General features: G+C 64.0%; 23 protein-coding genes. 12 read left to right on the top strand and 11 right to left on the bottom strand.

Annotated features, from left to right (window positions below; all coding sequences use genetic code 11):
* Nucleotides 1–70: 70 nt before the first annotated feature.
* Entirely contained in the window at nt 71–2,656 is a 2,586-nt protein-coding gene (locus QCE69_RS06115) for a penicillin-binding protein 1A (RefSeq protein ID WP_309929908.1), read from the bottom strand.
* Between the two features lie 517 nt (nt 2,657–3,173).
* Between QCE69_RS06115 and QCE69_RS39495 the strand changes: the two genes are divergently transcribed.
* From QCE69_RS39495 to QCE69_RS06100, 3 genes are all read left to right on the top strand, one after another.
* Complete coding sequence (locus QCE69_RS39495; RefSeq protein WP_404987299.1) at nt 3,174–3,599, top strand: plasmid mobilization protein; 426 nt, start codon at nt 3,174–3,176, stop codon at nt 3,597–3,599.
* Between the two features lie 267 nt (nt 3,600–3,866).
* Nucleotides 3,867–4,547, top strand: coding sequence for a PspA/IM30 family protein (locus QCE69_RS06105; protein WP_309915611.1), 681 nt, complete (start codon nt 3,867–3,869; stop codon nt 4,545–4,547).
* Nucleotides 4,548–4,705: 158 nt separating this feature from the next.
* The gene (locus QCE69_RS06100) at nt 4,706–5,908 is read left to right on the top strand and encodes a tetratricopeptide repeat protein (protein WP_309929907.1); all 1,203 of its coding nucleotides are present in this window, start codon (nt 4,706–4,708) and stop codon (nt 5,906–5,908) included.
* Between the two features lie 81 nt (nt 5,909–5,989).
* Here the strand turns inward: QCE69_RS06100 and QCE69_RS06095 are convergent, their stop codons facing one another.
* Both QCE69_RS06095 and glgX read right to left on the bottom strand, forming a co-directional pair.
* Nucleotides 5,990–6,112, bottom strand: coding sequence for a hypothetical protein (locus QCE69_RS06095; protein WP_309808134.1), 123 nt, complete (start codon nt 6,110–6,112; stop codon nt 5,990–5,992).
* Between the two features lie 160 nt (nt 6,113–6,272).
* Complete coding sequence (gene glgX / locus QCE69_RS06090) at nt 6,273–8,483, bottom strand: glycogen debranching protein GlgX (protein WP_309915605.1); 2,211 nt, start codon at nt 8,481–8,483, stop codon at nt 6,273–6,275.
* A gap of 287 nt (nt 8,484–8,770) precedes the next feature.
* Here glgX and QCE69_RS06085 point away from each other — a divergent pair, with 287 nt between their 5' ends.
* The 4 genes from QCE69_RS06085 (at nt 8,771) to QCE69_RS06070 (ending at nt 12,088) form a co-directional block, all read left to right on the top strand.
* Nucleotides 8,771–10,150 carry a DUF2252 domain-containing protein gene (locus tag QCE69_RS06085; RefSeq protein WP_309931575.1) on the top strand — a complete coding sequence of 460 codons (1,380 nt, stop codon included), beginning with the start codon at nt 8,771–8,773 and terminating at the stop codon, nt 10,148–10,150.
* A gap of 182 nt (nt 10,151–10,332) precedes the next feature.
* Nucleotides 10,333–10,776, top strand: coding sequence for a large conductance mechanosensitive channel protein MscL (gene mscL / locus QCE69_RS06080; protein ID WP_309808131.1), 444 nt, complete (start codon nt 10,333–10,335; stop codon nt 10,774–10,776).
* Between the two features lie 355 nt (nt 10,777–11,131).
* On the top strand, nt 11,132–11,623 hold the full coding sequence (locus QCE69_RS06075) for a hypothetical protein (RefSeq protein ID WP_309915602.1): 492 nt from the start codon (nt 11,132–11,134) through the stop codon (nt 11,621–11,623).
* A gap of 255 nt (nt 11,624–11,878) precedes the next feature.
* Complete coding sequence (locus QCE69_RS06070) at nt 11,879–12,088, top strand: dodecin (RefSeq protein WP_309832023.1); 210 nt, start codon at nt 11,879–11,881, stop codon at nt 12,086–12,088.
* An 81-nt stretch (nt 12,089–12,169) separates the two neighbouring features.
* Here the strand turns inward: QCE69_RS06070 and QCE69_RS06065 are convergent, their stop codons facing one another.
* From QCE69_RS06065 to QCE69_RS06050, 4 genes are all read right to left on the bottom strand, one after another.
* Nucleotides 12,170–13,255, bottom strand: a complete 1,086-nt coding sequence (locus tag QCE69_RS06065) for a BMP family ABC transporter substrate-binding protein (RefSeq protein WP_309915600.1) — start codon at nt 13,253–13,255, stop codon at nt 12,170–12,172.
* 104 nt (nt 13,256–13,359) lie between these two features.
* Nucleotides 13,360–14,289, bottom strand: a complete 930-nt coding sequence (locus tag QCE69_RS06060; RefSeq protein WP_309929906.1) for an ABC transporter permease — start codon at nt 14,287–14,289, stop codon at nt 13,360–13,362.
* A gap of 21 nt (nt 14,290–14,310) precedes the next feature.
* Nucleotides 14,311–15,414, bottom strand: coding sequence for an ABC transporter permease (locus QCE69_RS06055; RefSeq protein WP_309915597.1), 1,104 nt, complete (start codon nt 15,412–15,414; stop codon nt 14,311–14,313).
* 7 nt (nt 15,415–15,421) lie between these two features.
* Complete coding sequence (locus tag QCE69_RS06050) at nt 15,422–16,993, bottom strand: ABC transporter ATP-binding protein (protein ID WP_309915595.1); 1,572 nt, start codon at nt 16,991–16,993, stop codon at nt 15,422–15,424.
* Nucleotides 16,994–17,264: 271 nt separating this feature from the next.
* Here QCE69_RS06050 and QCE69_RS06045 point away from each other — a divergent pair, with 271 nt between their 5' ends.
* On the top strand, nt 17,265–18,197 hold the full coding sequence (locus tag QCE69_RS06045) for a LysR substrate-binding domain-containing protein (protein ID WP_061124662.1): 933 nt from the start codon (nt 17,265–17,267) through the stop codon (nt 18,195–18,197).
* 36 nt (nt 18,198–18,233) lie between these two features.
* Here the strand turns inward: QCE69_RS06045 and QCE69_RS06040 are convergent, their stop codons facing one another.
* Entirely contained in the window at nt 18,234–19,595 is a 1,362-nt protein-coding gene (locus QCE69_RS06040; RefSeq protein ID WP_309929904.1) for an 8-oxoguanine deaminase, read from the bottom strand.
* A gap of 459 nt (nt 19,596–20,054) precedes the next feature.
* Here QCE69_RS06040 and uraH point away from each other — a divergent pair, with 459 nt between their 5' ends.
* The 4 genes from uraH to QCE69_RS06020 all read left to right on the top strand — a co-directional run bounded on the left by uraH (nt 20,055) and on the right by QCE69_RS06020 (nt 23,100).
* Entirely contained in the window at nt 20,055–20,408 is a 354-nt protein-coding gene (gene uraH, locus QCE69_RS06035) for a hydroxyisourate hydrolase (protein WP_309915591.1), read from the top strand.
* An 87-nt stretch (nt 20,409–20,495) separates the two neighbouring features.
* Complete coding sequence (locus QCE69_RS06030) at nt 20,496–21,689, top strand: urate hydroxylase PuuD (RefSeq protein WP_309929902.1); 1,194 nt, start codon at nt 20,496–20,498, stop codon at nt 21,687–21,689.
* A gap of 339 nt (nt 21,690–22,028) precedes the next feature.
* Nucleotides 22,029–22,346: a hypothetical protein gene (locus tag QCE69_RS06025; protein ID WP_309929901.1), complete on the top strand. Its 318-nt coding sequence runs from the start codon at nt 22,029–22,031 to the stop codon at nt 22,344–22,346.
* Nucleotides 22,347–22,575: 229 nt separating this feature from the next.
* Nucleotides 22,576–23,100, top strand: coding sequence for a hypothetical protein (locus tag QCE69_RS06020; RefSeq protein WP_309929899.1), 525 nt, complete (start codon nt 22,576–22,578; stop codon nt 23,098–23,100).
* Between the two features lie 169 nt (nt 23,101–23,269).
* Here QCE69_RS06020 and ltaE read toward each other — a convergent pair whose 3' ends face one another.
* The 3 genes from ltaE to alc form a co-directional block, all read right to left on the bottom strand.
* Nucleotides 23,270–24,274: a low-specificity L-threonine aldolase gene (ltaE, locus tag QCE69_RS06015; RefSeq protein ID WP_309915585.1), complete on the bottom strand. Its 1,005-nt coding sequence runs from the start codon at nt 24,272–24,274 to the stop codon at nt 23,270–23,272.
* A 105-nt stretch (nt 24,275–24,379) separates the two neighbouring features.
* Nucleotides 24,380–24,883 (bottom strand): ureidoglycolate lyase, encoded by a 504-nt coding sequence (locus tag QCE69_RS06010; RefSeq protein WP_309915582.1) that lies wholly within the window; start codon nt 24,881–24,883, stop codon nt 24,380–24,382.
* Nucleotides 24,880–25,893 carry an allantoicase gene (alc, locus tag QCE69_RS06005; RefSeq protein WP_309915578.1) on the bottom strand — a complete coding sequence of 338 codons (1,014 nt, stop codon included), beginning with the start codon at nt 25,891–25,893 and terminating at the stop codon, nt 24,880–24,882. Before alc ends, QCE69_RS06010 begins: the two co-directional genes overlap by 4 nt.
* Between the last annotated feature and the right edge of the window lie 29 nt (nt 25,894–25,922).

Below are 25,922 nucleotides of genomic sequence, written 5' to 3'. Positions count from 1 at the left end.
AAAAACGCGCCGGATTCGGAAAGAACCCGGCGCGTTTGCTTTACGACGCAGCGTCTGAAAACAGCACAGCCTAAGGCTTGCTGAACATGTCCATGATCTGCTTGCGCTCGTCGGTGGTGACTTGCGGCGGCGGCGGCGCCTGCATGCCCGCCGGACCGACACCGCCCATGGTGGTCGCATCGCCCGCCATCGGATTGGTGTTGTCGAGCCCGACGCTCGCGACGAAGCCCATGCCCGGCGTCCGATCGGCATAGAACAACTCGCCGTCGACCGTCGTGACGCCGTCGGGCTGGGTCATCTCCTGCTGCGGAATGCCGCGCAGCGCGCGCCCCATGTACTCGACCCAGATCGGCAACGCCAGCTGTGCGCCGAACTCGCGGCTGCCGAGCGTCTTCGGCTGGTCATAGCCCATCCAGGCCACGGCAACCAGCTGCTTCTGATAGCCCGCGAACCAGCCATCCTTTGCATCGTTGGTCGTGCCGGTCTTGCCTTGCAGGTCGTTGCGCTTCAGCACGTTGGTGCCCGCGCCCGTGCCCTGCGTCGCCACCGTGTGCAGCAGGCTGTTCATGATGTAGGCGTTGCGCGGCTCCAGCGTCTGCGGCGCATTGCTGCCCGCCGTCAACGGATTGGCGCGCGAGATGACGGCGCCACGCGCGTCATCGACTTCGCCGATCAGATACGGATTGATGCGATAGCCGCCGTTCGCGAACACCGAATACGCGCCGGACAGCTGCAGCGGCGTGACAAGACCCGCGCCGAGCGCGAGCGGCAGGTACGGCGGCGTCTTGTCCTTGTCGAAGCCGAAGTTCTTCGTGACGAAGTCCTGCGCGTAGTTCGTGCCGATATACGACAGGATCCGGATAGACACCAGATTCTTCGACTTCTGCAAGCCGGTGCGCATGGACATCGGGCCATCGGGCTGGTCGTCGTCCTTCGGCTCCCACGGATCGCCGCCGTTGGTCGCCGGGAAGTACAGCGGCGCGTCGTTGATGATGGTCGCCGGCCCGAGCCCCTTGTCGAGCGCCGCCGAGTAGATGAACGGCTTGAAGCTCGAACCCGGCTGGCGCCAGGCCTGCGTCACGTGGTTGAACTTGTTCTTGTTGAAGTCGAAGCCGCCGACCAGCGCGCGGATCGCGCCGTCCTGCGGCACCATCGACACCAGCGCGCCTTCGACCTGCGGCAGCTGCGTGATCTGCCAGCCGCCCTTCTCCTTGTCGTCGCGCGTGAGGCGCACGATCGAACCCGGCTTGATGGCCAGCGCCTTCGACGCATTGCTGCGCAGCGCGGCCGCGACGAAGCGCAGGGCATCGCCGGACAGCGTCGCGGTATCGCCGCCGACGAACTGCGCCGTCACCTGCTTCGGGCTCGCCGACGTCACCACGGCGGCCACGAGTTCGCCGTTGTCCGGGTGATCGACGAGCGCGTCCTCGATGGCCTCGGCGCGATCGTCCGCGTTCGACGGCAGGTTGATGTTGCCTTCCGGACCGCGATAGCCGTGGCGACGCTCATAGTCCATCACGCCCTTGCGCACGGCCTTGTAGGCGGCGTCCTGATCCGCGGAATCGATGGTCGTGACCACCGTCAGGCCGCGCGTGTAGGTTTCTTCCTTGTACTGCGCGTACATCATCTGCCGCACCATTTCCGCGACGTATTCGGCATGCACGCCGTACTCGGTGCCGGCGGACTTCGTGTGGATTTCTTCCGCAGCGGCCTGGTCGTACTGCTCGCGCGTGATGAAGTTCAGGTCCAGCATGCGCTTCAGGATGTACTGCTGGCGCACCTTCGCGCGCTTCGGATTCACCACCGGGTTATACGCGGAAGGCGCCTTTGGCAGGCCCGCGAGCATCGCGGCCTCGGCGAGCGAGATGTCCTTCAGGTCCTTGCCGAAGTACACGCGCGCCGCAGCCGAAAAGCCATACGCGCGCTCGCCCAGATAAATCTGATTCATGTACAGCTCGAGAATCTGATCCTTGCTCAAGGCGCGCTCGATCTTGTACGCGAGCAGCATCTCGTAGACCTTGCGGGTGTAGGTCTTCTCGCTGGAGAGGAAGAAGTTGCGCGCCACCTGCATCGTGATCGTGCTGGCGCCCTGCGACGCGCCGCCGTGCATCAGGTCGGCGACACCCGCCCGCAGGATGCCGACGAAATCCACCCCGCCGTGATCGTAGAAGCGGTAGTCCTCGATCGCGAGCACGGCCTTCTTCATCTGGTCGGGGATATCCTGGAAGCGCACGAGGCTGCGGCGTTCCTCGCCGAATTCGCCGATCAGCACGTGGTCCGCCGTGTAGACGCGCAGCGGCACCTTCGGCCGATAGTCGATCAGCGCATTCAGCGACGGCAGGTTCGGCTCCATTACGACGAGCGCATAGCCGACGATGAGTCCGCCCACCACGGCGCCCAGCGCCACGAGGCCGGCGCACCAGAGCGCGATGCGCCCGAGCACGGAGCGGCCGCCACGGCCGCCTCCGCCGTTCCTGCCGTTGCGATCATTGCGGCCGTTGCCGCCGCCTCGGCGGCCGCCGCCATCACCGCCGCCGCGGCCATTGCGGCTGCCGGCGTCGGAGTCGTTGCGTGCCTGGTTACGTGATTCGTTCCAGCTGGGTTCGCGATCGTGTCGCGTGGAATTCGATGAGTCGGGTCGTTTGATGATTGGCATGACTGGGTTCGTTCGGCGTGCGCCGGTGGCGCGCGCTGCGCCGCTGCACTGCTGTGCGGGCGCGACTGCAAAGACGGGCGAGCGAATGAGCGGGCCGGTGTCGACCGAGGGTAACAGCGCATTTTAAAGAATTCGCGCGCGTCACCCCAAAACCGCACGGGTTTTTTTGTAAGTGAGTGCGCGGATGGATGCGCACGGCGCCCGTAACCGCACTTGTGTTGGGTTACCCACAGAGGTTGAGCACAGAGTTGTGGACAACTGTATGAGAATATAGGCAAGTGTTTGAACGCACGGCAGTTTCGGTGCGTGCTCAAAGCGTGATCAGCGAGCGGCGGCACACCGCTCCCCCAAACCCACGCCCGCGCGCAAACCGATATGATGGATGCATGGATTGCAGGTTCCCGGTCGGTCATGCGCGAACCCTGCGGTAAAGATGTCGTGCCGTTTGATGAACCGAAGTTGCGATTCGTCCCGCCACTCGTCCGGTTACGATCGCCTTACTGTTTGCGAGCCGCCCATGTCGACCAAACCCAGCGAACGCATCGTTGTCTTTGTCACTCCCGCGCAGAAGCTGGCCATCAGCAAGACAGCGGATACGCTCGGCATCAGCGTGAGCGAACTCATGCGCCGCGCCGTGCTGAACTTCAACGCCACCAGCGAGCAGATCAAGGCGGCCGGCATCGTCGACCGCCTGCGCGCCCCGAAGGCGCCCGATCCGCTCGATGTCGCGCTGAAGAGCGTCGCCGCCAAGGCCGCCGCCCGCGAGGCGCGTGAAGCGGCGGCAAGCGCCACCAAGCGCGCTGCCCTGACGCCCCGGATTCGGCCGGAACTGCCTGGCGCCGGCGCCACGACCCCGCACACGGCCGACTCCCTCAACGAAGACAACTCGATCGGTACAGGCGAAGACGCCTCGCTCACCGATGGCTCGCGCTCCGGTCATTGAGGCCGTCTCGCCTCCGTACCAGCCTTGACGCGTCCTTCGTTACACTCCCTAACGTCAGGTTAAGGTCGGATTAAGCCCGGGCGTGCTCTAATGGGCGGATCAACCCGACGCATTCGCACGGTCGCGCAAGCCCTCGCCGGAAGTTTTTCTCGAGCCACGCTTGCAATCCCGCACCTTGCCCTTCACCTACGCGCCGCGCACGCTTGCTGAACGTGCACAGGGGCACGCGGCACAAGGCGAGCCGCAGTCTTCATCCAGGAGAAATACATGTCGCTTTTCGATTCGATCACCCGCACGGTCAAGGGTCTCTTGAACGACGCCGCCGACACCATGCAGGACCCGTCGCGTGACGCGCGCCAGATCGTGCGCGAGCTCGACGACAGCATTGCGAAGGCGGAGAACTCGCTCATCGAGATCGAGGCGCAGGTCGCGACGCAGCAAAGCAAGCGCGACGCCGCCGCCGACAAGGCGAAGAAGTACGAGGACGGCGCCCGCCGCGCGCTGCAATCCGGCGACGAAGGCCTGGCGCGTGAAGCGCTCGCGGCGCAAGCCAACGCCGAAACCGAGCGCGACGCACTCGCCGGTGAACTGCAGACGCTGGAACCGTCGGTCGAGCATCTGAAGACGCAGATCGCCGACATGCGTCAACGCCGCAACGACCTCAACGCGCGTTCGAACATCCTCCAGGCCAAGCAGCAGATCGCGCAGGCGAAGGACACCGCGGCCACGGCGCTGGGCGGGATCGGCGGAAAGAATCTTTCCGAGGACTTTCAGAAGCTCGAAGACAAGATCCAGCTGGCCAACGCGCGCTCCGACGCCCGCCTGAATTCCGCCGACCAGAAATCCGGCAAGGCGCTCGACGACAAGCTTGCCGCGCTCAATCGCGGGCCGTCGGTGGAAGACCGCCTCGAAGCGCTGAAGAAGCAGGTCAATCCGCCGGCGCAGTAATTGCGATGGCTGCATGTGCAGTTGAATCATCTGGCGCGCCGTGGACTCACCGGTTCGCGACGCGCCGGAGCGTGATGCGCTATCTTGAGCAGGACTCTGAGCAGGACATGTTTGCAGCTTCGAAAGGAGACGGACGTTAATCGCGTCCGGCCCGCCTCATGAAAAAGTTTTTGACGGCCTTCGCCTTGTCGCTGTCGCTCGCTTCGCCGCTCGCCTTCGCCCTACCGACGGTGCAGCAGGTCGAGCAATCGATGACCCAAGGCAACTGGCAGAAAGCCGACTCGCAGTTGAGCGAAGTGCTCGACGCCCATCCGAAGAATGCCCATGCGCATTACCTGTACGCGCAGGTGCTGGATCGCGAAGGACGCTACAGCGATGCGCTGTCGCATCTGCAGCAGGCCAAGGCCATCGATCCTTCGCTGAGCTTCACCGACCCGTCGCGCTTCGCCGCCACCCAGGCGCGCATTCAAGCCGATTCGACCCGCGCGACCATCTCGCCGCGCTCGGACAACGGCGCGAACACCACGGCGGTGCGCAATCCGTTCAACCAGGATCAGGCCGCCGCTGCCGCGCCGCAGAAGCACGGTATCGGCATGGGTGCGTGGATCGGCTTCGCGGTGCTGATCGCGGCCATCGCGCTGGTGCTGCGCTGGGGCTTGCGGCGCGCGCGGGCACGCGACGACGGCCAGGCCGAAACCGACCGCCGCGGGCAACTGAAGCGCGCCACCGACCTCCTCAACGAAGTGCGCTCGCTCAAGCTCGACGTGCGGCTCTCGACCGCGCCGGGACATGAGGCGCTGCTGAAGGACGTCGAGGGCGCGGAAGCGCAGTTGCGCGACACCGTCGAGTCCCTGACGAACGCGAAGAATCCGGTGCCGCCGTACGCCATCGAGGATCTGGAGAATCAGGTCGCGAGCCTCAAGGCCCGCGCCGAAGGCCGCCCGGACCCGGCCGCCGCTGCGCAGGCTGGCGCCCCGAACGCGTCGCCGTATGCGCAGGAAGCCGAGCGCTTCGGCCGCGGCCAGCAGCCGCCTTATCCGCAACAGCAAGGACCCTATCCCCCGCAGCAGGGACAACCGCCCGTCATCATCCAGCAAGGCGGCGGCGGGTTCGGCGGCGGCATGGGCGGGTTGTTGACCGGCGTGCTGCTCGGCGAGGCGCTGTCGCACGGACGCGATCGCGTGATCGAGCGCGATGTGCCGGTCGATCGTCCGGCGCAGAACGACAACGGCGGTCTCGACTTCGGCAACAACGGCGGCGGTGGCGGCCTCGACTTCGGCAATGGCTCCAACGACTGGAGCGACGGCGGCGGCGGCGGCATGGATCTCGGCAACAACGACGACGGCTGGCGCGACACCTGATCCGCCTCGTATCCGCCTCATCTGCATAAGCCAGGGCCCCGCACGCGGGGCCTTGTTTTTTGGCGCGAGTAACACGCGCGCTCAGCCGCCTCCGCCGAGAAAGCGGAGCAGGCCCCACAGGAACTTGAAGAAGCCGACGACGAACGCCCAGATCCGTTCGAGCTGATCCCAGTTCGCGAGATAGAGCAGCGTTCGCAGCATCATGCGGCGCGCGCGGCGCGGCAGAGAAACCGCGCGCGGTCAGGCAAGGTTGAAGCGGCCATCGGCGAAATCGGAGAAAAAAAGAAGGCGGCTCGCGCCGCCTTCGATGCCATCGCAAAGATCGCATGATACCGCCCCGCCGATCAGCGACTCACCTGCCGTCTTACTGATCCGTCGGCTTCGACTCGTCCTGCGGCGGGATCTCATCCGTCAGCGCTTCTTCCAGGCGCTTGAAGATGCGTCGCGTCGCGCCGCGCGGCTGAAGCGCGAACAGCAGCAGCGAGCGGCCCGTCACCTGGTAGACATCGTCGGAACCGAACACCGGCAGCTCCTCGCGGACCGGCGCGTTGGTGTCGATCAGACAGATCCACTCGTCCGGTCCCGGAACGTCCGGCAGCGTGAAGTCGACGACATCGTGGTACGAATTCACGATCAGCAGCAAGGTCGCATCCGACGCCGGCTTGCGAATGCCCGTCGCCTGCGCGCGCCCGTCCATCACAACGCCGAAGCAGCGCATGTTCGGATCGTCCCATTGCTCCTGCGTCAGCTCGTCGCTGCTCGGACTGAGCCACCGGACATCCGCGACCTGCAGATCCTCGCGATATTCCCCGGTCAGGAAGCGTTGCCGGCGCAGCACCGGCAGCGTATGCCGCAAGGTCGTCAGCTTGCGCACGAACTCGGTGAGCGCGAGACCGTTTTCATCGATATCCCAGTTCACCCAGCTGATGTCGTCGTCCTGGCAATACGCATTGTTGTTGCCCTGCTGCGTGCGGCCGAACTCGTCGCCGGCCAGCAGCATCGGCGTCCCTTGAGAAAACAGCAGCGTCGCCAGCAGGTTGCGCTTCTGGCGCTCGCGCAGCGTGCGGATCTCTTCATCGTCGGTCGGGCCTTCGGCGCCGCAGTTCCACGACTTGTTATCCGAATGGCCGTCCTTGTTGTCTTCGCCGTTCGCCTCGTTGTGCTTGTCGTTGTAGGAGACGAGATCGTTCAGCGTGAAGCCGTCGTGCGCCGTGATGAAGTTCACGCTCGCCCACGGACGCCGGCCGCGCTTGTTGAACTTGTCACCGGACGCGGTCATGCGCGTCGCCAGCTCGGGCGCTTCGCCCTCGTCGCCCTTCCAGAAAGCGCGCACCGTGTCGCGATAGCGATCGTTCCACTCGGCCCAGCCCGGCGGAAAACCGCCGACCTGATAGCCGCCCGGGCCGCAATCCCACGGCTCGGCGATCAGCTTGACGCTGGACAGAATCGGATCCTGACGGCAGCTGTCGAGGAACCCGCCGCCTTCGTCGAAGCCATAGGGCTCGCGGCCGAGAATCGTCGCGAGGTCGAAGCGGAAGCCGTCGACGTTCATCTCCGTGACCCAGTAGCGCAGGCTGTCGGTGACCATCTGCAGCACGCGCGGATGCGACAGGTTCAGCGTGTTGCCGGTGCCGGTATCGTTGATGTAATAGCGCGACTCTTCCGGCATCAGCCGGTAGTACGACGCGTTGTCGATGCCGCGGAACGACAGCGTCGGGCCGCGCTCGTTGCCTTCCGCCGTGTGGTTGTAGACCACGTCGAGAATCACTTCGAGACCGGCTTCGTGCAGACGGTCCACCATCTCCTTGAATTCGGCGACGACGCCCGCGCCGCGCGCGAAGTAACGCGGGTCCGCCGCGAAGAAGCCGATCGTGTTGTAGCCCCAGTAGTTCGTCAGGCCCTTGTCGGTGAGATGGCTGTCGTTGACGAACGCGTGAATCGGCAGCAGTTCGACCGATGTCACGCCAAGGCTCTTGATGTACTCCACCACTTCCTTCTGGCCGAGGCCCTCGAAGGTGCCGCGCAGGTGCTCGGGCACCGCCGGATGGCGCTTCGTGAAGCCGCGCACGTGGGTCTCATAGAAGATCGTGTGTTCCCAGGGCACGCGCACGCGGGTGGCGTGCGTCCAGGAGAAGCTCTGGTCGACGACCTGGCACTTCGGCATGAAGGGCGCGCTGTCGCGTTCGTCGAAGGTGAGATCGTCGCCTTCGGCGAGCAGCGTATAGCCGAACACGGCCGGGTCCCATTTCAGCTCGCCGACATGCGCCTTCGCGTACGGGTCGAGCAGCAGCTTGTTCGGGTTGAAGCGATGGCCGGCTTCCGGCTCGTAAGGACCATGCACACGATAGCCGTAGACGGCGCCGGGCTTGAGGTCGGGGATATAGACGTGCCAGACTTCGTCGGTGTATTCGGGCAGTTCGATGCGCTGCAGTTCCTGTTCGCCTTTCTCGTCGAACAGGCACAGGTCGACCCGGGTGGCGTTCGCGGAAAACAGCGCGAAGTTGACGCCGTTACCGTCCCAGGTGGCGCCGAGCGGAAATGGGGAGCCTTCGGCAATGCGGAATTCGTTCGGCATGAGATGATCGGATTCGAGTAATGACGCGCGCGGCGTCGGGATCGTACGGTGTGTGCTGCGTGCATTGCGGACGTGTAAGGCGGATCGAAAACAGCATTTTGCGTGCCCATGGAAGGGCACGGCGCGCGGCTTGCTGGCGCTCCCTTGGACGTGGATGCGCCGCGTGCTCGTGTGCGCTGCGGTCCGCCCGACGCGTACAGCGTGTAAAACGTGCCTGTCCATGACACCGTTGCGCATCTGCCCGACGCTTCACCGCATTCAAGTCCCAAGGAGAACCTGCCTTGTCCATGCGCCCCGGTTCCACTCCGACGAATCCCCAGGCCGGCGGCACGGCCGAAGCCAGCCGCGCCGCCGGGCGCGCGCTGCGCGACGCGGTGCCGTTCGAGCAGCACGCCGCATGGCAGCCAGACCCTGCCCGGCCCGATCCGGTCGAGCGCGTCCTCGCGGGCAACGCCGGCCGGCAGGAGCGGCTCATTCCGCTGCGCATGCAGCGCATGGCGGAGTCACCGTTCGCATTCCTGCGCGGCTCCGCCACTGTGATGGCATGGGACCTGGCGAAATCGCCTTCGATCGGGCACAACGTCATCATCGACGGCGACGCCCATATCAATAATTTCGGCCTGTTCCGCACGCCGCGTCAGGACGTGGTGTTCGATCTGAACGACTTCGACGAGACGCTCGTCGGACCGTGGGAATGGGACCTGAAACGCCTGACTGCGAGCATCAATGTCGCGGCGCGCGAGAACGGCGTGGACGCGGCCGGACGCGAGCGCGCGGTGCGGTCAGCGTGCGCGGGCTATCGCACGACCATGGCGACGCTCTGGCAGGTGAATCCGTACGATCTCTGGCAGATGCGCAGCTACGCGAGCGCCCTGCACATGGATGCGCCGACCCGGCTCGACGCTCACGAGAAAGCCACCATCGAGAAGACCGTCGAGCGCGCGATGAAGCGCTCGCACGCGACCATGCTCGCGAAGGTCGCCGAGCCGGTGGGCAAGGGCTATCGCTTCAAGGTCGATCCGCCGATCCTCACGCAACTCGACGCCGCCGAGAAAAATCATGTGATCGATGGCCTGAAGGCCTATCTGCAGACCATCGCCGGCGAGTGGCGCATGATGCTCGAACGCTATGATGTGGCGGATGTCGCGCACCGGGTGGTCGGCGTGGGCAGCGTCGGCACGCGCGCCTACCTGGTGCTGATGCTCGGCCGCGCGCTCGGCGATCCGCTGTTCGTGCAGGTGAAGGAAGGCATCGTGCCGGCCGCAGCGCCGTTCGTGCCGCCGCTGGACGAGCCGTACCAGCATCAGGGACGGCGCGTCGTGCACGGTCAGCGGCTGATGCAGAGCTCGTCGGACGCCCTGCTCGGCTGGACCACGATCTCCGGCCGCGACTTCTACGTACGCCAGATGAAGCAGATTCGCGGCTCGATTCCGGTGGACTGGCTGCACGGCGCCACCTTCAATTTCTACGCCTGGTGCCTCGGCATGCTGCTCGCGCGCGCCCACGCCCGCACGGGCGATGCTGCGCTCATTGCCGGCTATTGCGGCAGTTCGGACCGGCTCGATGCCGCCTATGCGACCTGGGCCGAGCGCTATGGCGCGCAGACCGTGGCCGATCACGCCGCGTTCTGCGCGGCGATCAGCCAGGGACGCGTGCCGGCGAAGTAACGCCTGGGCAGCAGGATGAGATGTGCGGTGCGCGGGCGGCTCCCAGTCGAATTGACTATCATGGACGCTGTCCACGCCGCAATGCCCGACGCGGCGCGGCTCGCCGGCGTTTCAATGGCATAGCCCTTGCTGCCGCCTTACCCCGATTCATCGTTTCGAACTTCAACTGGAGGAAGCCGCGCATGAGCATGATCGAAGAATTCAAGAACTTCGCCCTGAAGGGCAACGTCATGGACCTCGCGGTCGGCGTCATCATCGGCGGCGCATTTTCGACGATCGTCAACTCCGTTGTGAAAGACCTGATCATGCCGGTGGTCGGCCTCGCCACCGGCGGCCTCGACTTTTCCAATCTCTTCATCAAACTCGGGCCCATACCCCCAACCTTCAAGGGCAACCCGGATTCGTACAAGGATCTGCAGACCGCGGGCGTGGCCGTGTTCGGCTACGGCTCGTTCATCACGGTGCTGATCAACTTCATCATCCTCGCGTTCATCATCTTTCTGATGGTCAAGTTCATCAACAACCTGCGCAAGCCCACCGAAGCCGCCCCGCCGCCGTCCACGCCGGAAGATGTGCTGCTGCTGCGCGAAATCCGCGACGAACTGAAGAACGCGCCGCGCGTCTAGCCCGCCTGTGGATTGAGATTTTCAGGAACCCGCGCGGCGTGCGCGGGTCTCCAACCACAGCAGCCCACTTCCGTGGGTGTCCATTAGTGCGCCCCGCCGCTTTTTTCTTTACGAAAGCTGTTCTTGCGGGCAGGAGCGGGACTATTATTGGGATTAGATGCTCAGAGGGATGCCCAGATGGATGCCAAGCGGGCCGCCAATCGGTCAACGGCATGAATCGTGCGCCAGGATCGTGCAATCAGGCAGGAGGCCGTGCAAATCGCCGGTCGTGATCCTTGGCCCGAATCACCGTGACCTATTCACATCGATGCGCTATAAAAGATCGACGTGCGGCGCGCAAGACGGGAGTGGCCGCATGAGGACGCTGCGTTTCTTGCAATTCTTTTTCAGGCGAGTTTTTATGTCCTTCCCGAAAAAGCGTAGACGCGTGAAAGCCGACGGCGACGAGTCGTTTCTCGCCGTGCTCCGGCATTTCAGGCCTTTCGGTCAGCTAGACACCAAGATCGCGCGCGCTCGCGCGCAGGACGAACCGGTGCTCTACGCCCATGCGTTGCCCGGACTCGATGTCCTCCTGTGCAGCGTGCGCGGCGCCCAGCCGCCCTATCCGGCCATCGATGAACTGCACCGGCGCTGTGTCGAATCCATCACCAATGCGCTCGAACAACCGCTCGACGGACTCGAGAACGGCGGCTACTGGTATGAAGCCAACGGCTTCGGCTTCCTGGTTTTCGCAAGCCGCGCCCGCACCCAGATCCTGAACGACTTCGGCGCGACCGTCTCGGCGCGCAGGCGGCGCGGCGCGCGCCGGCAGGATGCGGGCGACGCTGCATCGCGTCCGCTGCGCTGAGTTCTCTTCCGAATCTCCGGTAGCGTGAAGCAGCATGAATCGATCGGGCCTCCCTGCGAGGCCCGATGCGTTCAGGGCCTGGGTTCAGGCACGTCCCTCGCGCAAACCCCGACTATTCCCGCACGCCTGCATGTTCTCTAATGGAAGCCGCGCGCCGCCGCAGACAATGGCGCGCGCCTTGCTGCAACGACATTGCAAGCTTCTCGCGACGCCACCGGCCATTCGCGCCGCCCATCATCAAGAACGGAGAACACCATGTCGGAACACGTCTACAAGCAGATCGAACTCACCGGTTCCTCGCCCCAGTCCAGCGACGACGCCGTGCGCGTCGCGCTGTCCAAAGCCTCGAAGACGCTGCGCAACATTCACTGGTTCGAAGTCACGGAAACGCGCGGCCACGTGGAGGACGGCAAGGTCGCGCACTGGCAGGTGACGCTCAAGGTCGGCATCCGCCTCGAGGATTGACGCGTTCACACGCCGTATGCAAAAAGCCGCGCTTCGTTTCGCAACGAAGCGCGGCTTTTGTTTCGACGGCAGCCAGCCTCCTTACTTCGGCAGCGAACCGTCCACGCCTTCCACATACCAGTTGATGCGTTGCAGTTCCGGATCCGTCAGCGTCTTGCCGGCCGGCACCTTCTCCGCGCCCGACTGATCCTTGATCGGACCGCTGAACACATCCCACTTGCCGCCATGCATTTCGTCACGCTTCGCGGCGACGGCCTGCACCGCCTTCGCGGGAATCACGCCGGTATTCAGGTCTTCGAGGTCCACGGCCTTCTGCGGAATGCCGAGCCACACCGGATCGTTCTTCCACTTGCCGTCGATCACCTTCTGGATCACGTCGTTGTAATAGACGCCCCAGTGCGCGACCACCGAACCCAGATGCGCGTTCGGGCCGAACTTCTTCATGTTCGAATCCCAGCCGAAGGCATACACGTGTTTCTCGGCGGCCGTGTTGAGCGTCGCGTTCGAATCCGTGTTCTGCAACAGCACGTCGGCGCCTTGGCCGATCAACGTTTCAGCCGCCTGCTTTTCCTTGCCCGGATCGAACCAGCTGTTGATCCAGATGACCTTCGTGTGGATCTTCGGATTCACCGAGCGCGCGCCCAGCGTGTACGCATTGATGTTGCGGACCACTTCCGGAATCGGCACCGAGGCGACGAAGCCCAGCGTGTTGGTCTTCGTCACGTAACCGGCCGCGACGCCCGCGAGATACGCGCCCTGGTACATGCGCACGTCATAGGTGCCGAAGTTCTTCGCCTTCTTGAAGCCGGTGGCCGTCAGGAACGTGGTGTCGGGAAAGTCCTTCGCGACCTTCAGCGCGAAATCCTGGTAGCCGAAGCTCGTCGCGAAGATCACCTTGTTGCCCTTGTTGGCGAGATCGCGGAACACGCGTTCCGAGTCGGCCGATTCCGGCACGTTCTCCACGCGCGTGATCTTGATCTTGCTGCCGTACTTCGCTTCGGCTTCCTTGCTGCCCGCGTCGTGTGCGAAGGTCCAGCCGGCATCGCCCGGATTGCCGAGATAGACGAACGCGACGCCCGGCGCGTCGGCGGCCTGCGTGCTCATCGCGGCGACGCTGGCCGACAGCGCGACCGTCGCGGCGACGGCCTTGAGCCATGGTTTATTCATTGTGATTCTCCTGGTCGATGTTGTGTGTGAATCGGTTGTGCGTGTGACAGAGTGTGGTCGGCCAAAAAAACGGACGAAACCGCCGGGCGTGCCGTGACGGACCGCTAGCTCGCCGCGAAAAACGGCTTGCCCAGCGACGCCGGCGCATTGAGCTTGATCGTGTTCGGGTTGCGCGAGATCAGCACCAGCACGACGATCGTCGCGATGTACGGCAGCATTGCGAGAAACTGTGTAGGCACCGGCACGCCGATGGCCTGCGCGTAGAACTGCAGCGCCATCACCGCGCCGAACAGCAGCGCGCCGATCAGCAGGCGTCCCGGCCGCCAGGTCGCGAACACGACGAGCGCGAGCGCGATCCAGCCGCGACCCGAGGTCAGTTGCTCCTGCCAGACGTGCAGATAGACGATCGAGTAATAGCCGCCCGCGATGCCGGCCATCGCGCCGCCGAACAGCGTCGCGCCGTAGCGCACGCCGACGACCGGAAAGCCCACCGAATGCGCGACCGCCGGCGATTCGCCGACCGAGCGCAGCACGAGCCCCGCGCGCGTCTTGTAGAGGAACCAGCCGATCACCGCGAACATGACGAACGCGAGATAGCCGAGCGGCGTCAGCGAGAACACCGCCGGGCCGAGCACGGGAATCGACGAAAGGCCGGGAATCGGCATCACGTCGATGCTCGCGCGCACCGCCGCCGAGGTGTACGGCTTGCCGACATAGGCCGAGAAGCCAATGCCGAAGATCGTCAGCGAGAGGCCGGTGGCGACCTGGTTGGCGAGCATCGTGATGGTGAGAAAGCCGAACAGCAGGGCCATCGCGAGTCCGGCGAACACCGAGGCGACAATGCCGAGCCACGGGCTGCCGGTGATCGCGGTGACGGCGTAGCCGGTGACGGCGCCCATCAGCATCATGCCTTCCACACCGAGGTTGAGCACGCCCGACTTCTCGGCGACGAGTTCGCCCGCGCCGGCGTACATCAGCGGGATCGCGGCGATGACGGCGCTCGAGGCGAGGTTGCTGGCCTGATTGATATCCATGGTCTTCTGCTCTCGTTAAGCTTAAGCGGTGTGATGCGCCGAACGCCGCGTAATGCGGTAGTTCACAAAGAGATCGCAGCCGAGCAGGCAGAACAGCAGCAGGCCCTGGAACACGCCCGCGAGCGCCTGCGGCAGTTGCAGCGAGGTCTGCACGGCTTCGCCGCCGAGATAGAGCAGCGCCATCAGCAGACTCGCGAGCACGATGCCCACCGGATGCAGCCGGCCGACGAACACGACGATGATCGCCGTGAAGCCATAGCCGGGCGACCAGCCCGCCTGCAGCTGGCCGATCGGCCCGGCCACCTCGCCCATGCCGGCCAGGCCCGCGAGGCCGCCCGAGAGCAGCAGCGAGGTCCAGATGGTCTTCTTGTCGGAGAAGCCGGCATAGCGCGCGGCCAGCGGCGCGAGGCCGCCGACGTTCATCCGGAAGCCCGCGAAACTCTTGCGCATGAAGACCCACACGCAGGGAATCGCGATTGCCGTGAGAAACACCGACGCGTTGATGCGCGTGCCCTTGAGCCACGCCCAGTGCCAGTCGCCGTAGAGGCGCGGGAACAGCGCGTCGTCGCCGAACATGGCCGAGATCGGGAAGTTCATGCCGTCCGGGTCGCGCCACGGGCCGCTCACCAGATAGATCAGCAACTGGGCCGCGACGTAGGTGAGCATCAGGCTCGTCAGGATTTCGTTGGTGTTGAAACGGCTCTTGAGCAACGCCGGAATCGCCGCCCACAACATGCCGCCGATCACGCCGCCCGCCATCATCAGCGGCAGCGTCCACCAGCCTGAGGCATCGCCGGCATGGATCGCGATCCCGCCCGCGACGATGCCGCCCAGCAGCATCTGCCCTTCCGCGCCGATGTTCCACACGTTCGCGCGATAGCCGACCGCGAGACCCAGACCGATCAGGCACAGCGGCGAAGCCTTCAGCACGAGTTCCGACCAGCCGTTGACGCTCGACAGCGGTTCGATGAAGAACGCGTGCATCGCGCGCAGCGGATCCTGGCCGACGAGGCTGAAAATCAGAAAGCCGATGACGAGCGTCGCGACCGCGGCGACCACCGGCACGGCAAGCTGCATGGCGCGCGACGGCGTCGGGCGCGCTTCGAGTCGATAGGGAAAGATCATCGTTCGCTTACTTCGGGAGTGAATCGAGTTCGGCCGCCTGCGCGCGCTTGCCGTCGAACAGGCCGGCCATGAACAGGCCGATCTCTTCCGCGTTGGTTTCGCTGGTCGGGCGCACCGGCGAGAGCTTGCCGCCCGCGATCACCGCGAGCCGGTCGCAGATGTCGAAGAGTTCTTCCAGTTCCTCGGAGATCACGAGAATCGCGACGCCGCGCGCCGCGAGATCGAGCAGTTGCTGTCGGATGAAGCCCGCCGCGCCGACATCGACGCCCCAGGTGGGCTGCGCGACCACCAGCACTTTCGGCTCCTGGAGAATCTCGCGCCCGACGATGAACTTCTGCAGGTTGCCGCCTGACAGGCTCTGCGCGAGCGCGCCGCTGCCGCCGCAGCGCACGTCGAAGGATTTGATGCAGCGGTCCGCGAACGCCTGCACCGCGCCCGAGCGGATCCAGCCGCCGCGCACCATGTTCTCTCTGTGGGCCGTCAGCAGGCCGTTGTCCGCGAGCGACATCGCCGGGACCGCGCCGCGTCCGAGCCGCTCTTCCGGCACGAACGCGAAGCCCAGCCGCCGCCGTCCGCCCGCACTCAGGCGCGCGGCGGGCTTGCCGCAGATCGACACAGCATCGGCGGCGACGTGCTTGTCGCGGATCTCGCCCGAGAGCGCCGCCAGCAATTCGGCCTGGCCGTTGCCCGACACGCCCGCGATGCCGAAGATCTCGCCCGCGTGGACGGCGAACGAGACGTTGTCGAGCGAGGTGCCGAACGGATCCGGACTCGCCGCCGACAGGTTCTTCACCGCGAGCCGGATCTCGCCCGGCTGGTGCTCGCGCCGCGTGTAGTCCGGCAGCGAATGGCCGACCATCATCTGCGCGAGCGACGCCGGCGTCTCACGGCGCGGATCGGCATTGCCGGTCACGCGGCCGCCGCGCATCACCGTGGCGTTCTCGCAAAGCGACTGGATTTCGTCGAGCTTGTGGCTGATGTAGAGAATGCTGCAGCCCTCGGACGCGAGCCGGCGCAACACCTTGAACAGCTTCTGGACCGCCTGCGGCGTGAGCACCGAGGTGGGCTCGTCCATGATGAGCAGACGCGGATTCTGCAGCAGGCAGCGCACGATCTCCACGCGCTGCCGTTCGCCGACCGTCAGGCTGTGGACATGGCGCTGCGGATCGACATCGAGCCCGTAGTCTTTCGACACCTCGCGAATGCGCTTGCCGAGCGCCTTCATGTCGAACTTTTCGTCGAGCGCGAGCGCGATGTTCTCGCCCACCGTCAGCGTTTCGAACAGCGAGAAATGCTGGAACACCATGCCGATGCCGAGCTTGCGCGCCGCCGCCGGGCTGCCGATCTCGATGGCCTCGCCCTCCCAGCGGATCTCGCCTTCGTCGGGCCGCACGGCGCCGTAGATGATCTTCATCAGCGTGGACTTGCCCGCGCCGTTTTCGCCCAGCACGGCGTGGATTTCACCCGGCATGACGACCAGATTCACGCCGTCGTTCGCCTTGACCGACGGATACTGCTTGCTGATGCCTGACAACGCCAGGCGCGGTGGCGTTGTCGACGATTGGATGGCGTCGCCCATTGAGATCCAGAGATGCGCCCGGCCACCGAGCAGGCCAGGCTGGAAAAAGTTACCGCGAAACCGGCGCGCGACAAATGGACGTCACGCAAATCGGGCCGCGGGCAGAATGTACAGAATTCGGGTCTCCAAGTCGATTACTCAAAATAACGCGCCAAATCACGTACAGCCAGGCTTTGCGGGTAAGCCACACCTTGACGAAATTTTTGCTACATATTAAAAATGATATGGACAACCCCTGCTGATATCAGGCAGAACGTATAGTGGAGATAACATGAGTCAGCAACGCGAGGCGATCGATACTTACTTATTGCGCGTCTTGCACACTCTGCTGATGGAACGCAGCGTGACCCGCGCGGCCGTCAAGCTCAACCAGTCGCAACCGGCTATCAGTGCAGCGCTGCGTCGCCTGCGCGACATTACCGGCGACCCGCTGCTGGTACGCGGCAAGTCCGGCATGGTGCCCACCGAATACGGCCTGCGCCTCCTCGAACCCACCCAGAACGCCTTGCGCGAAATCGAGCGCATCAAGGTGCAGCAGCACAACTTCGACCCGTCGACGTCGGTCCGGTGTTATCGCATCGGCTGCCCCGATTATCTCAACGTGCTGTTCGTGCCGACGGTCGTCGAACGCTTTCGCCAGGCCGCGCCCGACGCCACGCTCGAATTTCATTCGCTCGGCCCGGCGTTCGACTACGAGCTCGCGCTGGAGGACGGCAAGCTCGATATCGTCGTCGGCAACTGGCCCGAACCGCCCGAGCAACTGCATCTGTCCAATCTGTTCGTCGACAAGATCGTCTGTCTCGTCAGCAATACGCATCCCTTCGCCAAGCGCGGCGGCCTGACGCTCGACCAGTACCTGAACGCCCCGCATCTCGCGCCGACGCCCTATTCGGTCGGCCAGCGCGGCGCGATCGACGTGCATCTGGCGCGCGAGCGGCTCAAGCGCCATGTGGTCGTGACGCTGCCGTACTTCAATCTCGCGCCATACGTGCTGATCAAGTCGGACCTCGTGTTCACGACGACGCGGCTCTTCGCGGATCATTACGCGCGCTTCCTGCCGCTGGCCGTCGTGCCCGCGCCGCTGGATTTTCCGCCGATGCAGTACTACCAGCTGTGGCACGAGCGCTGCCATTACTCCGATGAAGTCCGCTGGCTGCGCGGGCTCGTCGCGGAGGCGACGCGCTCGCTGATCGATCAGCCGTGATGCCGCACGGGGCGCCTTCGGGCGCCCCGCTGCTTTTTACGCCTGGTTTGCCAGCTCGCCCGCCAGACGGTTGTGCCGTTCGACGACCGCGCCGAGATCGAGCGTCGTCAGGCGGCCGTCCTTCACGACAACCTTGCCGTCGATCACGCTCGTCGATACCTGCGACGGCGCGCAGAACACCAGCGCCGCGACCGGATCGTGCAGCGCGCCCGCGAACGCCGTCTGCGCCAGATCGAACGACACGAAGTCCGCTGCCATGCCGGGCGCGAGTGCGCCGATGTCGTCGCGATTGAGCACTTTCGCGCCGCCGAGCGTGGCGATTTCGAGCGCCTCGCGCGCGGTCATCGCGTCGGGGCCGAAGCCCACGCGCTGCAAGAGCAAGGCCTGGCGCACTTCCGCGACCATCTGCGCGCCGTCGTTCGACGCAGAGCCGTCCACGCCGAGCCCCACCGGCACGCCGGCATCGCGCATGGCGCGAATCGGCGCGATGCCGGAAGCCAGCCGCATGTTCGAGCACGGACAATGCGCGACGCCGGTGCCGGTGCGCGCAAACAGTTCGATACCGGCGCGATCCAGCTGCACGCAGTGCGCGTGCCATACGTCATGGCCGACCCAGCCGAGATCCTCCGCGTATTCGGCGGGCGTCATGCCGAATTTCTCGCGGCTGTAGGCGACGTCGTTGACGTTTTCGGCCAGATGCGTGTGCAGCGAGACGCCGTGTTCGCGCGCGAGCAGCGCGGCGTCGCGCATCAGCTCGCGGCTCACGGAAAACGGCGAGCACGGCGCCACGACGACGCGCAGCATCGCGTAGCGGCCGGCGTCGTGATACGTCTCGATGAGGCGCTGCGTGTCCTTCAGGATCGCGTCTTCCTGCTCGACGACGGAATCGGGCGGCAGACCGCCGTCCTTCTGGCCGACGCTCATGCTGCCGCGCGCCGCGTGGAAGCGCATGCCGATCTCGCGCGCGGCCGCGATGCTGTCGTCGAGCCGGCTGCCGTTCGGGTAGATGTAAAGATGGTCGCTGGACGTCGTGCAGCCGGAGAGCAGCAGCTCGGCCATCGCAGTCTGGGTGGAAACGTGGATCATCTCCGGCGTGAGATGCGCCCAGATCTTGTAGAGGTTCGTGAGCCAGCCGAACAGCTCGGCATTCTGCGCGGCAGGAATCGCGCGCGTCAGGCTCTGGTACATGTGATGGTGCGTGTTGACGAGGCCTGGAATCACAAGCTGGCCGCGCATGTCGAGGATGTCGTCGGCGGTGGACGGCAGTTCGCTCGTCGGGCCGACTGCAACAATGCGGTTGCCTTCGATATACATGCCGCCGTCGGCGATTTCACGGCGCTGCGCGTCCATCGTGACGAGCATGTGGGCGTTTCTGACCAACAGGGTTCTGGCTTGCATCGATTGTTGCTCCTGAAAACGGTGATGGGGTCCGGTGAAGCCCCGGTTACCCAGCGCAGGACGCCGTCTTCGGGACGCGGCACAGTATCCAGATATCGTGCGCGCACTGCCACTGTCCGCAGCCAAAAATTCGGACGCAATCAGGCTCCCGTCATGGTCGTCCTCAGCCCGCCGATATATTCCTGATTTTTGGCGCGGTTAGCATCGCCGGGAGACCCCGGCAGATGCGCGCGAGGGCTGTTCGGACCGCGCTCATGCGTTGGGCATTATCTTTCCTATCGCGGGCGCACAGCGCGCGGCGACTTCCTACAATGCTGTACACGGCGCGCATCCGAAACGCCGACGGGTATGTAGCCACTGACGTGGAGCCTCGATCCGCCGCACACGCACCCCGCCCCGGGGACGCGGATTTTCGGATCAGCGCTCCGCCAGATCTCGCATAACTCAAGGAAACTGCGAATGGGCAAGCTCACTACCCACGTCCTCGACACCGCGCACGGCCGCCCGGGCGCGCATCTTCAGGTCGAACTGTTCGCGCTCGACGGCGACTCGCGCCGCGCGCTCAAGACCATCCACACCAACGACGACGGCCGCGCCGATGCGCCGCTGCTCGAAGGCGCCGAATTCCGCATCGGCGAATACGAACTCGTGTTCCATGCGGGCGATTACTTCGCGAAGCTGGGCGTGAAAGTGCCCGAACCACGTTTCGTCGACCGCGTGGTGCTGCGCTTCGGCATCGCGGACGCGGCGTCGCACTATCACGTGCCGCTGCTGGTTTCGCCGTGGGCGTACAGCACGTATCGCGGCAGCTGAGAACACGCTCAAGACAATGACTTCGCGCCCTGCCCCTGGTCCCCTCGCAGACGGCGCGCATAAAACAAATCGGTAGTGGAGGAGTACATGGAAGGCTTTGTCACCGACTGGCTCAATCTCGTATTGCGCTGTCTGCACGTCATCGTGGCGATCGCCTGGATCGGCGAATCGTTCTACTTCGTCGCCCTGGATAACAGCCTGAAACCGCCGACCGACCCGAACGCGCGCCGTCGCGGCGTGTTCGGCGACTTCTGGCACGTGCACGGCGGCGGGTTCTATCACATGCAGAAGTATTCCGTCGCGCCGCAGGACATGCCAGAGAACCTGCACTGGTCGTTCTGGCCGTCGTACACGACGTGGATGTCCGGCTTCGGCCTCTTCTTCGTGCTGTATCTGCTGTCGCCGTCGACGTATCTGATCGACAAGAGCGTGCTGGACATGAGCCCGGTGGTCGCGGTGTCGGCGGCGCTGGGCTTCCTGATGGCCGGCTGGATCGTGTACGACACGCTGTGCCGCCTGCTCGGCACCAACGACAAGCTGCTCGGCATCTGCGTAGGCGTGTATGTGCTGGTGGCGGCGTTCATCGCGTGCCACGTGTTCGCGGGCCGTGCCGCCTACCTGATCACCGGCGCGATGATTGCGACCATCATGTCGGCGAACGTGTTCTTCGTGATCATTCCGGGGCAGCGCAAGATGGTCGCCGCGATGCTCAAGGGCGAAACGCCGAATGCCATCTACGGCAAGCGCGGCAAGCAGCGCTCGGTGCACAACACGTATTTCACGCTGCCGGTGGTGTTCGCGATGCTGTCGAACCACTATGCGATGACCTACACGCACAAGTTCAACTGGCTGATTCTGGTGCTGATCATGCTGGCCGGCGCGCTGATCCGCCAGTTCTTCGTGATGCGTCATCGCGGCCAGGTGCTGTGGTACATGCCGGTCGCGGGACTGGTGCTGGTGCTGGGCGCGTTCGCGTGGACGATGCCCGCGCCGACGATGCCCGTCGCGCAGGCCGCCGGTGCGCCGACGATCAAGGTCGCGGATATCCAGCCGATCATTCAGCAGCGCTGCGCGACGTGTCATTCCGCGCATCCGACGATGATGGGCAGCGCGCCGGCGGGCGTGTTGCTGGATACGCCGGCGGAGATCAAGCAGAACGCGCAGCGCGTGAATCAGCAGGCGGTGACGCTGAAGGCGATGCCGCTGGGGAATGTCACGCAGATGACCGATGCCGAGCGGCAGAAGGTGGCGGCGTGGTTTGCGGGAGGGGCGGTGGAGTAAGGTGGTGCTTCTGGCTTGAAAAAGCCTGGTTCAAGTTTGAACGGAACCCCGGTTCGGTGGACTTCGGTCCAGGAAACCGGGGTTTTGTTTTGCAGCGCCGATTGCGGGGTATCGAATACGTTCGCGACCGCTTTACGAGAACAGATCCGTATTTTTAAGACTATTCGTGTATCAGCCTTCGATCCGGCGCGAGAGTATCGCTTGGATAGCGCGCTTGTGCGCTTATTCTGATACGGGTTAGTCAAAAATGGATTTTCCAGCGTCCGTGCAGTATGACCATACTGAGCCGTCGTACCACTGGGATGATAAGCATAAACCAGTGACATCTGACATTTCGAATTGCGTCCGCCCGGTGTCCCACAACGGGCGAAACCAATCTACGACGAATATCTGAACGCCGTCATTGGGTATCAGGATGAGATTGCGGGCGTTTCCCGGATTTACTCGCTCGGCGGGATCTTGCATTTAACGGAAAAATCACTGGAAACACCGCTGCTCGATCCACTCGACATTATCTTGATGGTCGGAGGGTTTTGGCGCGCAGGAATGCAAAGTTTTACTCGCTCGGGACTTCGGGGTATAGGGGCGGCTGTCGGCGAACATACCTTATCCGGATTGCGATCGCGCTATCTTGCGATGGCGCAGGTGCACCAATAAAGTTTGCGGCTCAACCGCTGACGCACATGAGAAACCCCCATCGATTCGTGCCCGTGCATATCCTGCGACTCACAATAATGTTTGGAAAGCGTGGCCCGGATCCGAGAAACATGAAAGGGTTATCCATGTATGAACAAGCCATCAAGATTAACGGGAAGGCGTATGTGCTCGAAGTGCTGGTACGCGAGAAAGACTATACTATTCTTCATTTTCTCTATAAGCAGATCAAATGAACCTGATGATCAAGGAAGAGCCGGCACCGCATGAACCTCCTTTGGTCAAAAGCTACTGGGATGTTAACGCCTGTTCATTGATGTGCGAGATTACTTATGGTGATGGCGAACCTACGACAGACACCGGGACGCTAAGTCAGGCGCTCGACTGCCAATTCAGTATCCATTCCCGTGGCTACGTTCTCACAGGCAGTTCGTTCTCAATGGCGCTCGATTCAAGAAAGCGAGTGATTGACTGGGATATTCTGGCGAATCCGGCGCAATGGATTGATTGCACCTTCCCGTATGTCGAGGCGCCACTGTCCGTACTCACCTTCTCGACGGATTTCGATTCAAACAATCGCGCGGGAGGAATTGAAGAGCCGAGGATCTACTACGAACGCACAAACGGCACGCTCTATCTGTCTTGGTTCACTGCGGCCTCCTGGTACGCAATCAATGAAAAGCTTGCGTTTGGAGCAACGGAAGACGGTTATCTGGCGCAGATCCGGCTAGACGGGTTTTACATCGACAGTCGTTGAATTCGACTTCGCATATCCGAAGGGAATCGAATTCCTGGATGAGTGAAGCATCTATCGGATGCTCCCTACTCCTGCTGACCGCTGGTTGAATCGGCCCTTTCCTCCGAGCCGATTCAACCAGGCAGACGATTTCATCGAGCCCGCCTCTCCGATACGCAATCGAAACACCTCACCGCGCAAAATACCCCTTGACCGCCTGAATCACCGTATCGACATCTTCCCGCGACACATCCCGATGCGTCACGAACCGCGACGCATACAGCATCTGCATCAGAATGCCCCGCTCCTTCAGATACGCCTCCAGCGAAGCGCAATGCGTTTCAGGAATCTGCGCAAACACCATGTTCGTGGCTTGCGACAGCACCTTGATCGGTTCGATCTGCGCAAGCCCCGCGGCGAGACGCTCGGCGTTCTCGTGATCCCGCGCGAGCCCTTCGACATGATGGTCCAGCGCATGCAGACAAGCAGCCGCGAGCAGTCCCGCTTGCCGCATCCCGCCGCCCAGCACCTTGCGCCAGCGGCCCGCCACGTCCAGCAACGCACGCGGCCCCACCAGCACCGAGCCGACCGGCGCACCCAGCCCCTTCGAAAAACAGATCGACACGCTGTCGAACGGCGCGCAGATGTCCGCAATCGGCCTGCCCGACGCCACCGCCGCATTGAATGCGCGCGCGCCGTCCAGATGCGCCGACAGCCCGCGAGCGCGTGCAAGACGCGTCGCCTCGTCGACATACGACGCCGGCAGCACCTTCCCGCCGATGGTGTTTTCGAGCGCGAGCAGCTTCGTGCGCGCGAAGTGATTGTCGATAGGCTTGATGGCCGCCGCGATCTTCTCGAGCGGCAGCGAGCCGTCCGCTGCGTTCTCGATGGGCTGCGGCTGGATGCTGCCCAGCACCGCGGCGCCGCCGCCTTCGTACTTGTAGGTATGCGCCGCCTGCCCGACGATGTACTCGTCGCCGCGCGCGCAATGCGCCATCAGTGCCGCGAGATTGCTTTGCGTGCCGCTCGGAAAGAACAGTCCGGCTTCCTTGCCGGTGCGTTCGGCGAGCGTCGCCTGGAGCTTGAGGACGGTGGGATCGTCGCCCCAGACGTCGTCGCCGACTTCGGCCGCCGACATCGCGGCGAGCATGGCCTGACTGGGACGGGTAACGGTATCGCTGCGCAGATCGATCATCGTGTGTGGGTCGTCGGGGAAATGAGCCGCCTATCTTAACGCCCCAAAACAAAAAGGACCGGCTCGACTGCAACCGGTCCTTCCCTGTCCGCCCGACGATGCGTCTCAGCGCATGGCTTCTTCAGTCAGCCACAACGACTCTCTCAGGTCCTGCTCGTTGAGGTTATGCCCTTCGCCGCCGCCACGATCGACGACGATGTAATCGCTCACCTTGTCCAGCGCGAGCAACGGATGATGCCATACGCCCTTCGCGTAGTTGACGCCCTGCCAGCCGCGCGTGACGAAAGCGCGAATCTTCGTTTCGTCGAGATCGCCCGCGGGCGCGACGACCACCAGAGTCGGCCGGTCATCCAGCGGAATGAACGCCTGGCTGCCGAACGGATGCCGTTCCAGCATCGTGCATTCGAACGGCAGCGCGCGCGGCTGCCCGCGAAAGAGATTGACGATCGCGTGACCGCCGCCGTCCGTCACATCGACACGGCACAGATCGTGGAAACGGATCGTCGTACCCAGGTTGATCGGGATCTGCTTCGCGCCATCGAGCTCGATGACATCGCCGAACGGCTCGAATGCAGCGCGCGTCAACGGTTCGATGACGAGTTTCTTCATGATGCCAGGGTTCCGAAAAGACGCAGGCGCGACACGCCGCCATCAGGGAAGATGTTGAAGCGCACGTGCGTCACCGGACCGAGCGCCTCGAGCTCGGATTCGAAGAAATGCTGCTTGTCCATCTGCAGCTTCTGTTCGCCGAGCAGGACCGGCCAGAACATCGCCTGCGTGACGAGCGAGCTGTCCGTGCCGCCCTTCACATACGCCGCCTGGAGCGAGCAGCGGTCGGGATAGTTGCCCTTGAAGTGCGCGGTATCCACTTCCACCTTCTTGATGACGCCCGGTTGCGCCAGCGCGACGATGCACCAGTCGTTGCCCGGTTCGCGTCGGCGGCGCGTTTCCCAGCCGTCGCCCATGTTGACGCCGCGGCCCGGCATCAGCAGCGTCGACGCCAAGCCAAAGTGCTGGTTGTTGGTGCCGACCAGATAGGCGCCGTTTTCCATCGCGCCGAGATCGACCAGCGTATTGCGGTCCGCACGGCTCCAGTCGAGCTGCGGCTGGCCATAGACGCGCAGCCGCGCAATGCCGCCGTCCGGATAGATGTTCACGCGCAAATGCGTGAACGGCTGCTCCGTCTTCACGTCCAGATAGTGATGGTTGTTGCCCTGCAAGGTCGTGGACGGCACGATCTCGGTCCACTGCGTCGACTGGTTCGGCGCGCCTTCGATCACATGCGCACCCTCGATCGACGCCGCCGGCGGGAAGTTGCCGGTGAAGTGGCTCGTATCGAGATCGATGCCCTTGATGACGCCCGGCCGCGCCAGCTTGACGATGCACCAGTCATAGCCGGTCGAACGCTTGCGGCGGGTTTCCCAGCCGTCCATCCACTTGCCGTGATCGTCGAACTTGCCGGGAATGAACACGGCCGGCTCGGGATTCAGCATGCGCTCCTTCGGCGCGAAGAAATCGTCGCTCGCCTCGAGTGCCTGCGCGCCCAGACGCGGATCCGCCAGGTTCACATGGCGGCGCGTGAATTCGGGTGCGTTGGGATCGAGTGTCGGAATAGCCATTTATCAAGTCCTTATCGTGGAGCGTGGCG

Source organism: Caballeronia sp. LZ032, assembly GCF_031451315.1.
GTDB lineage: Bacteria > Pseudomonadota > Gammaproteobacteria > Burkholderiales > Burkholderiaceae > Caballeronia.
This window is presented reverse-complemented; position numbering and strand designations above follow the sequence as displayed.

Bases quoted from the DNA above. Each gene is read 5' to 3' on its own strand.
- QCE69_RS06095 (WP_309808134.1), bottom strand. From the start codon at position 6,112: ATGATGCTGCGAACGCTGCTCTATCTCGCGAACTGGGATCAGCTCGAA.
- QCE69_RS06040 (WP_309929904.1), bottom strand. From the start codon at position 19,595: ATGCAAGCCAGAACCCTGTTGGTCAGAAACGCCCACATGCTCGTCACG.
- glgX (WP_309915605.1), bottom strand. From the start codon at position 8,483: ATGCCGAACGAATTCCGCATTGCCGAAGGCTCCCCATTTCCGCTCGGC.
- mscL (WP_309808131.1), top strand. From the start codon at position 10,333: ATGAGCATGATCGAAGAATTCAAGAACTTCGCCCTGAAGGGCAACGTC.
- QCE69_RS06060 (WP_309929906.1), bottom strand. From the start codon at position 14,289: ATGGATATCAATCAGGCCAGCAACCTCGCCTCGAGCGCCGTCATCGCC.
- alc (WP_309915578.1), bottom strand. From the start codon at position 25,893: ATGGCTATTCCGACACTCGATCCCAACGCACCCGAATTCACGCGCCGC.
- QCE69_RS06065 (WP_309915600.1), bottom strand. From the start codon at position 13,255: ATGAATAAACCATGGCTCAAGGCCGTCGCCGCGACGGTCGCGCTGTCG.
- uraH (WP_309915591.1), top strand. From the start codon at position 20,055: ATGGGCAAGCTCACTACCCACGTCCTCGACACCGCGCACGGCCGCCCG.
- QCE69_RS06045 (WP_061124662.1), top strand. From the start codon at position 17,265: ATGAGTCAGCAACGCGAGGCGATCGATACTTACTTATTGCGCGTCTTG.
- QCE69_RS06055 (WP_309915597.1), bottom strand. From the start codon at position 15,414: ATGATCTTTCCCTATCGACTCGAAGCGCGCCCGACGCCGTCGCGCGCC.
- QCE69_RS06050 (WP_309915595.1), bottom strand. From the start codon at position 16,993: ATGGGCGACGCCATCCAATCGTCGACAACGCCACCGCGCCTGGCGTTG.
- QCE69_RS06030 (WP_309929902.1), top strand. From the start codon at position 20,496: ATGGAAGGCTTTGTCACCGACTGGCTCAATCTCGTATTGCGCTGTCTG.
- QCE69_RS06085 (WP_309931575.1), top strand. From the start codon at position 8,771: ATGCGCCCCGGTTCCACTCCGACGAATCCCCAGGCCGGCGGCACGGCC.
- QCE69_RS06070 (WP_309832023.1), top strand. From the start codon at position 11,879: ATGTCGGAACACGTCTACAAGCAGATCGAACTCACCGGTTCCTCGCCC.
- QCE69_RS39495 (WP_404987299.1), top strand. From the start codon at position 3,174: ATGTCGACCAAACCCAGCGAACGCATCGTTGTCTTTGTCACTCCCGCG.
- QCE69_RS06020 (WP_309929899.1), top strand. From the start codon at position 22,576: ATGAACCTGATGATCAAGGAAGAGCCGGCACCGCATGAACCTCCTTTG.
- ltaE (WP_309915585.1), bottom strand. From the start codon at position 24,274: ATGATCGATCTGCGCAGCGATACCGTTACCCGTCCCAGTCAGGCCATG.
- QCE69_RS06010 (WP_309915582.1), bottom strand. From the start codon at position 24,883: ATGAAGAAACTCGTCATCGAACCGTTGACGCGCGCTGCATTCGAGCCG.
- QCE69_RS06105 (WP_309915611.1), top strand. From the start codon at position 3,867: ATGTCGCTTTTCGATTCGATCACCCGCACGGTCAAGGGTCTCTTGAAC.
- QCE69_RS06100 (WP_309929907.1), top strand. From the start codon at position 4,706: ATGAAAAAGTTTTTGACGGCCTTCGCCTTGTCGCTGTCGCTCGCTTCG.
- QCE69_RS06075 (WP_309915602.1), top strand. From the start codon at position 11,132: ATGAGGACGCTGCGTTTCTTGCAATTCTTTTTCAGGCGAGTTTTTATG.
- QCE69_RS06115 (WP_309929908.1), bottom strand. From the start codon at position 2,656: ATGCCAATCATCAAACGACCCGACTCATCGAATTCCACGCGACACGAT.